8 protein-coding genes are annotated in these 6,581 nt (G+C 42.0%); 3 read left to right on the forward strand and 5 right to left on the reverse strand.

Annotated elements, in window-relative coordinates; translation table 11 throughout:
• Positions 1-944: restriction endonuclease subunit S (locus tag ACZOVS_RS10115; RefSeq protein WP_483997110.1), on the forward strand; the 944-nt coding region annotated here is incomplete at its 5' end.
• A gap of 108 nt (positions 945-1,052) precedes the next feature.
• Here the strand turns inward: ACZOVS_RS10115 and tnpC are convergent.
• From tnpC to tnpA, 3 genes are all read right to left on the reverse strand, one after another.
• Positions 1,053-2,684 (reverse strand): IS66 family transposase, encoded by a 1,632-nt coding sequence (gene tnpC / locus ACZOVS_RS10120; RefSeq protein WP_483997111.1) that lies wholly within the window; start codon positions 2,682-2,684, stop codon positions 1,053-1,055.
• An 84-nt stretch (positions 2,685-2,768) separates the two neighbouring features.
• Positions 2,769-3,137, reverse strand: coding sequence for an IS66 family insertion sequence element accessory protein TnpB (gene tnpB / locus ACZOVS_RS10125; protein ID WP_483997112.1), 369 nt, complete (start codon positions 3,135-3,137; stop codon positions 2,769-2,771).
• Positions 3,130-3,453, reverse strand: coding sequence for an IS66 family insertion sequence element accessory protein TnpA (gene tnpA, locus ACZOVS_RS10130; RefSeq protein ID WP_483997113.1), 324 nt, complete (start codon positions 3,451-3,453; stop codon positions 3,130-3,132). The genes tnpB and tnpA overlap by 8 nt, the downstream gene beginning before the upstream one ends.
• Positions 3,454-3,469: 16 nt before the next feature.
• Between tnpA and ACZOVS_RS10135 the strand changes: the two genes are divergently transcribed.
• Positions 3,470-3,829 carry a restriction endonuclease subunit S gene (locus tag ACZOVS_RS10135; protein ID WP_483997114.1) on the forward strand — a complete coding sequence of 120 codons (360 nt, stop codon included), beginning with the start codon at positions 3,470-3,472 and terminating at the stop codon, positions 3,827-3,829.
• Here ACZOVS_RS10135 and ACZOVS_RS10140 read toward each other — a convergent pair.
• Positions 3,824-4,375 carry a restriction endonuclease subunit S gene (locus ACZOVS_RS10140; RefSeq protein ID WP_249054980.1) on the reverse strand — a complete coding sequence of 184 codons (552 nt, stop codon included), beginning with the start codon at positions 4,373-4,375 and terminating at the stop codon, positions 3,824-3,826. The two genes, ACZOVS_RS10135 and ACZOVS_RS10140, sit on opposite strands and share 6 nt — an antisense overlap.
• A gap of 64 nt (positions 4,376-4,439) precedes the next feature.
• On the opposite strand from ACZOVS_RS10140, the gene ACZOVS_RS10145 reads away from it, so the two are divergent.
• Positions 4,440-5,243 carry a tyrosine-type recombinase/integrase gene (locus ACZOVS_RS10145; protein ID WP_087249169.1) on the forward strand — a complete coding sequence of 268 codons (804 nt, stop codon included), beginning with the start codon at positions 4,440-4,442 and terminating at the stop codon, positions 5,241-5,243.
• A 25-nt stretch (positions 5,244-5,268) separates the two neighbouring features.
• Here the strand turns inward: ACZOVS_RS10145 and ACZOVS_RS10150 are convergent, their stop codons facing one another.
• Positions 5,269-6,507 (reverse strand): restriction endonuclease subunit S, encoded by a 1,239-nt coding sequence (locus tag ACZOVS_RS10150; RefSeq protein WP_483997115.1) that lies wholly within the window; start codon positions 6,505-6,507, stop codon positions 5,269-5,271.
• Positions 6,508-6,581: the final 74 nt, after the last annotated feature.

The following is a 6,581-nucleotide window of genomic DNA, read 5'->3' on the forward strand; positions in this document are numbered from 1 at the left end:
TGCTTGAACGCATCAAGGCAGAGAAAGAGCGCTTGATAAAAGAAGGGAAGATAAAAAGGAGTAAAAAGTCTGCAAAGACTTCTGATACGCCCCATTATGAGAATGTGCCGTTTGAGGTGCCAAGTAATTGGACATGGACGACTTTAGGAGAAATATTCACCTTACAAGCCGGTAAAAATATTACAGCGAAAGATATTTCTGCTAAACAAGATACAGCCCATTGTTATCCCTGCTATGGTGGAAATGGACTCAGAGGATATGTTGGCAGCTATAATAAAGAAGGGCATTTTCCTTTAATTGGAAGACAGGGTGCATTATGTGGTAATGTAAATGAAGCCAATGGGAAATTTTATGCAACCGAACATGCAGTAGTCGTTGATACATATTGTAAAACAAATATTCCTTGGGTCATAAATACATTGTTGTATTTGAATTTAAATCAATATGCTACTTCTACGGCACAACCAGGATTGTCTGTCAGTACAATTAATGAAGTCATGATTCCTGTTCCTCCATTAAAAGAACAACAGAGAATTTCTCAAAGTATAGAAAATTGGTTTGCTTTGATAGATCAAATAGGGCATAGCAAAGCGGAATTGCAGATAACAATCAAGCAAGCAAAAAGCAAAATCCTTGACTTGGCAATTCACGGTAAGCTTGTATCCCAAGACCCGAATGATGAACCTGCCATCGAACTGATGAAACGTATAAATTCTGACTTCACACCTTGTGATAACGGGCATTATCCGCAGTTGCCAATTGGGTGGGCAGTAGTTCCGATGCAAATGTTATGTTCTTTGGTGGATGGAGAAAAAGTTGACGGCAAAGAAATGCCAAACCTTGATGTAAAATATCTAAGAGGAGGGCGAGAGTTTAAGATTTTAAAAAGTGGCAAATATGTGGCAGCAAATAGTCTTTTGATTTTAGTCGATGGAGAAAAGTAAGCATTCGTTAAACTACAGGTATTGAACCTTTATATACAACAATAGCGACTGTCACTATGCACCTGATAGTTGCAGTTGCTATTGTTTTGTTGAACCTATATGTTGCAGTCAGCACTGGTTGCCGGATTCCTCCCCTTGTTTTGTCAATACACTTTCCGGATGTTGCAGCTTCCATTTGTGCGGAAGAAGTTCCAATAGTTCCTCATGAGTTGCCTTTTTGTGATAGGGCATTTGGGCAATGACATCATTCAGATAATCCCTTGGATTTACATCATGTGCCTTACAGGTGGCCAGCAGGGAACAGATGACCGACATGTTAACCGCCGCCTCATGGTTGCCGCAGAAGAGGTAATTTTTCCGTCCCAGGGTAATCGGCCGGATGACATTTTCAGCCAGGTTGTTGTCCCAAAGCAGGCGCCCGTCCTCCAGACATCTCGTCATGTTGTCCCATCGGGCATAGGCATACGTGATGGCTTTCCCAATTTGGGAATTGGGGCTGTACTTGATACCTTCCGTTTCCATCCACGCCTTCATGGCATCCATGACTGGTTTGGACAGCTCCCGGCGTTTCGCCTTCCGTTCATCGTACGAGAGGCCCGCCTTGTCACAACAGTGCTCAATCTTGTATATATGCTGTATCTGGGTCAGGCCATGTTCGGCCATTTCCCTGTTTTCATCCAAAGCCTGTTCAAAATGACGTCGGACATGCACCAGACAGTTGAGCAGCCGCACGTCGGGGTTGGCCCTGAAGGCTGTCTCATAGCCTGCAAAACCGTCGCATTGAAGATATCCCTTGAAGTGATATTGGTTTGCCAGGGATTCGATGACCGCTCCGGCCCGTGATCCCTCTTCGTAATGGAAGATGACCAGTTTCTCCATGACTGATCTTACCATCCAAAGATATTCCTTGTCGGCCTTGTGCTTTTCCCTGTTGATGACCGGAACGGTAGTCTCGTCCGCCTGTACGTAGTCGCAGGAGAAGACTTCCCGTTTGAGTTCTTCATACAGAGGTTTAAGCACTTCCACGGTTTTCTTGAACCAGCCGTCCAGTGTACTTTCGGTCAGACCTTTCATTCCAAGATGGCGGTATTGTTGTATCTGACGGTAGAACGGGACATGATATTCATACTTCTGAAGCAATATTTCAGCAAGCAGACTGGTGTCGGCGATGCACTTGTCGACCGGCATCAGCGGCATGGGAGCCATCTCCACACCTTTCTGTCCGGCGGGAGGAAGGCCGGTGCTGTCCTTGAGCGCATATTTGGGACGGATGATTTCCTTGACGTAAAGCATCCCCGGCTTGTGTTTGACGACCCTGGTCGTCTCTTCTCCTATTCTACGGTATAAAGACAGGTCCACACCGCTCGGTTCTATAATCTCGGTTTCGAGCACGGGCAGGTCCTCTGTCATTTTGCGGTTCTGACGATTCTGCTTCCGGGCTTCTGCAGGTTCCTTTTCAATCTTTTCCACGGCCTCGTCCCGCTTTTCTTCCGCCAGTTGCCGAAGTCCGGAAAACTCGTCGGCAAAGAGATCGGGCATATTAGGATCATATATGCGAAGTTTCTCCGATTTACGCCCAAAGAGTTGACGGTTCAGCCATGCGACCTGGGCCGTCAACTCCTTGATACGTTCCTGCAGATTCTTAATCTGTTCCGCCTGTTTTTTGTTCGTGGCAGACAATGAAGCAATAGAGGCGTTCAGCCCTTCTATCGTCTTGATTAATATATCCTTTTCATCCATTGCCTGTTTCTTTTTGTTGATGTAAAGATACTAATTATTAGTGAATTACACAACAATGCCCGCACTTTTGTTTACTTGAAAATATCATATATGGTATTCCTTGCGCTCTGCCCTCAACCGCCGTAATCTTTGTCCCGGGTTTTCCTGGATGCCCTCGACCATCATCACCAGGTCGCGCCATTCCATGGGATAGCTGTTTGATTGGGGATCGTACTCCGGCAGTTTGAAGCGGCCTGCCTCCAGGCGTTTTACATACATCACCATACCTCCGTCTTCCGCATGAAGCAACTTCATGAGCCTACGGCTGGAGCCGATGAAGATGAAGACATCACCGTTCTTCACTTCGCTGTTCATCTTCTCATGTACCACTCCGCACAGCGAACTGATACCCTTGCGCATATCTGTCCTGCCCGGACACAGGAAGTAGCGCATCGTGTCGTTCAGGTTAAACATGGCCGCCTCGAAGACTTTGGGTGAACAGCTCCATCAGTATCTCTTCTGACCCGTTCCCGAAGTGGGCACGAAGACCGTTGGGAAACAGAACGGACACACCATGCGGCACTTGTCCTTCAGGGGACGATTCCATGACTGACTGTTTAATACTGACGGGAACCAGCTCCTGTTTGATACTGTTCCTGTCAACCGAACATTTTCTACGCCAGTAATGATAGGTTGAATAACTTACACCTATCTGTTGTAGGTACGACTTCAACGGCAGGCCGCTTTGTTGTACCTGTAATTCCAATTCTTCAAATTCCAGTCTGTTCATAATAATTGAGGTTTGATTGTATTCGCTGCCGCAAAGCTACAATCAAACCTCAAGGTGTAAAAGGTGCATTTGTCCGAATGCTTACGGAGAAAATTCCGGTGAAGTGTTCAGAACACCGATTGAGGGTTATCAAGGTAGCACATTTAAACAACTACACATCAATGAAAACATGTGTGCAAACTACCTCTTATACGTTATAAACTTACATCGTAAAGCTTTACGTGAGAACAAAGTAGGTTCGGCAATACCTCATTTGGACAAAAAACTATTTAAGACAATAGAAGTGCCTGTACCGCCTTATAATGAGCAAGTAAGGATTGTGGCTGCAATAAATGCGGCATTAAACAGATTTGATGCAATAATGGAGAATTTATAAGCTCTCCATTATTGCGTCAAGTTTTTCAAACATATCTTCAATTTTATTTATGATACGTTCTTGTTCTGAATATGGTGGAAGATATAACGGCATTGAAAGATATTTGTCAAGAATTAAATTATGTAAACCAGTGGTCTGAGTTTGCATAGATTTCATTACCCCTGCCTTATATTTTGCCAATATATAATAGTACAAGAACTTGCTTAAAACGAGCTCTTTATACTTTATTCTTAAAACCATTGTAAAATTGCTGTAAGAAAATACCCCACTATTCCCTTCATATAAAACAGCCCTGCCAACTGGATTATTATCACTACCTCCAGATTTTTCTACAATCAAATCTCCGTTCAACAAATGACGCTGTGCAAAAGCTCGTTCTTCCACATCAATATACTCTATATTAGAATAATCTAACTTGAAGTCTTTTGTAAAATTGGCATTGCGTATAACTCCAACATTTACAAATGGTTCTTTCTTTCCTTTCCATAATCCATTGATGTTTTTACATACGTCTTTAATGGTTACATTAATCCATCCTTTGGGCAACTGCGGATAATGCCCGTTAGGTTGCGCTTTATATTGTTATCGTATTCATCAAAAATTAATGTATATGATAACAAGATTCAAAGATTATCTCGCCAAAACGAATTTGGCAAAGAATACCGTGACATCGTATGTGTGGACGGTGAACTACTTTCTCAGTCACTATGGAGAAGTGAATAAGAAAAATCTGTTGGCCTATAAGGGCTACTTGGTGGAGAACTTCAAACCGCATACCGTCAATCTCCGTTTGCAGGGCATTAACAAGTATCTGGAGTTTATCAAACAGGACAAATTGAAGGTAAAATTCGTTAAGGTGCAACAGAAAAACTTCTTGGAAAACGTAATCAGCGATGCTGACTATAAGTTTCTGAAAACAAGGCTAAAAGCGGATGGATATGATGACTGGTACTTTGTGGTTTGGTTTATGGCCGCTACAGGTGCCCGTGTGAGCGAGCTGCTACACATCAAGGTGGAACATGTGAAGGTGGGTTATCTTGACCTTTATAGCAAAGGGGGAAAGATACGCCGCCTTTATATTCCCAAGAATCTACGAAGTGAAGCTACCCAATGGTTGAAAAGTAAGGGCATAACAAGCGGTTATATTTTCCTTAACCGTTTTGGGCAACGTATTACAACACGAGGTATAGCGCAACAGCTAAAACACTTCGCCGAGAAATACGGTTTGAACAAGGATGTGGTATATCCCCATTCTTTCCGCCACCGCTTTGCCAAAAACTTTCTTGACCGTTTCAATGACCTTGCATTACTTGCCGACCTCATGGGGCATGAGAGTATTGAAACAACTCGTATCTATCTACGTCGTACTGCCAGCGAACAACAAAAAATTGTTGACAAGGTAGTAAATTGGTAATGTAAGACCTTAGAAGCGTATTATATCACGCTTCTAAGGCTTTTTGAATATTGTCAAGAGTTGAAAATAACTCTTCTATTTTAGCGATGATACGCTGTTGTTCGGCAAAAGGAGGTAGAGGAAATAACCAATTATCAATATCCCTTTTTTTAATGGATGGAGAATTATCCCCTTTCATAAATTGATTTAATCCATTTACCACATAATCAGAAATCATTAGATAATAACAGAACTCTGGATGAAGCATATCCAATGGACTACAGACATAAAATCCTGTTGATGCTATACAATCATTAAAACAAACTTTAGCTATATTACGTAAATATGGACGAACCATTGAGAAAACTACATCACCTTTTTGAGTATAACGGCTAGCTCTACTTGGCGCATTACTGCTTTTTATGACTTTTGTCTCCTTAACAGTTTGTCGGACATTATCAATGGAATCAATATCAATATATTGGAACGTTTCTCCTGTGGGTTGTACAGACTTCATTGGAGAAAAAATAAACATTCCTTTTGCCCAGCACCAATTTTGGGGTAACTTCCTGCTATGCCCGTTATCACAAGGTGTAAATTCAGGATTTATACGCTTCAATAACTCAACAGCAGGTTCATCATTGGGGTCTTGCGACACGAGTTTACCGCGAATAGCAAAGTCAAGAATCTTATTCTTGGCTTGCTTGATGGCGGTTTGCAAATCTTCCTTGTTGTTCTCTATAATATTAATCAAAGAAAACCACCTTTCTATTTCAGCCACGATGCGGTGTTGTTCGGCAAAAGGAGGTAAAGGTATCATTCCTTTGCATGCATCATTTGTACTTAATCTCGGCATTTTTACACCATAACCACATTGCTGTGTATAATCAAGAAAATATGCAGAGCGCAGCACATGGCACAAGTAATGTGTTGAAATACCACAATATGAATTGAATGGAATAATTTCAGTTGTGCAATACCCAGTTTGAGGGGCAACCAATACCTTATTCAAATATGTACGCAATTTGGAATATAGTACATCGCCCTTTTTGAATTTATGACGTACACCTTTGATATTTCTTTCTTTTTTCGATAATATCTGAATAATGGAAGCTGTATCTTTTTCCAAATCTTCAAGTTCTAGTATCCATTCATCATCAGCAATATCTGTGACAGAAACATTATTACTGTCGCCATAATTACTTATTTCCCCTAACGTTGTCCACGCCCAATTACTTGGCACTTCAAACGGCACCTGCTCATAATGGGGCGTATGTACAGATATGCGTCATCCATTACTGTTTGGGGTTGACGGGTCATTACTATGTTTATAAGATTTACCAGATTTAATCTGATTTT

This window comes from Candidatus Limimorpha avicola (assembly GCF_056978975.1).

Excerpts from the sequence above, each read along its gene's own strand:
- tnpA (WP_483997113.1), bottom strand. The coding sequence starts at position 3,453 with ATGAACAGACTGGAATTTGAAGAATTGGAATTACAGGTACAACAAAGC.
- tnpC (WP_483997111.1), bottom strand. The coding sequence starts at position 2,684 with ATGGATGAAAAGGATATATTAATCAAGACGATAGAAGGGCTGAACGCC.
- tnpB (WP_483997112.1), bottom strand. The coding sequence starts at position 3,137 with ATGTTTAACCTGAACGACACGATGCGCTACTTCCTGTGTCCGGGCAGG.
- ACZOVS_RS10145 (WP_087249169.1), top strand. The coding sequence starts at position 4,440 with ATGATAACAAGATTCAAAGATTATCTCGCCAAAACGAATTTGGCAAAG.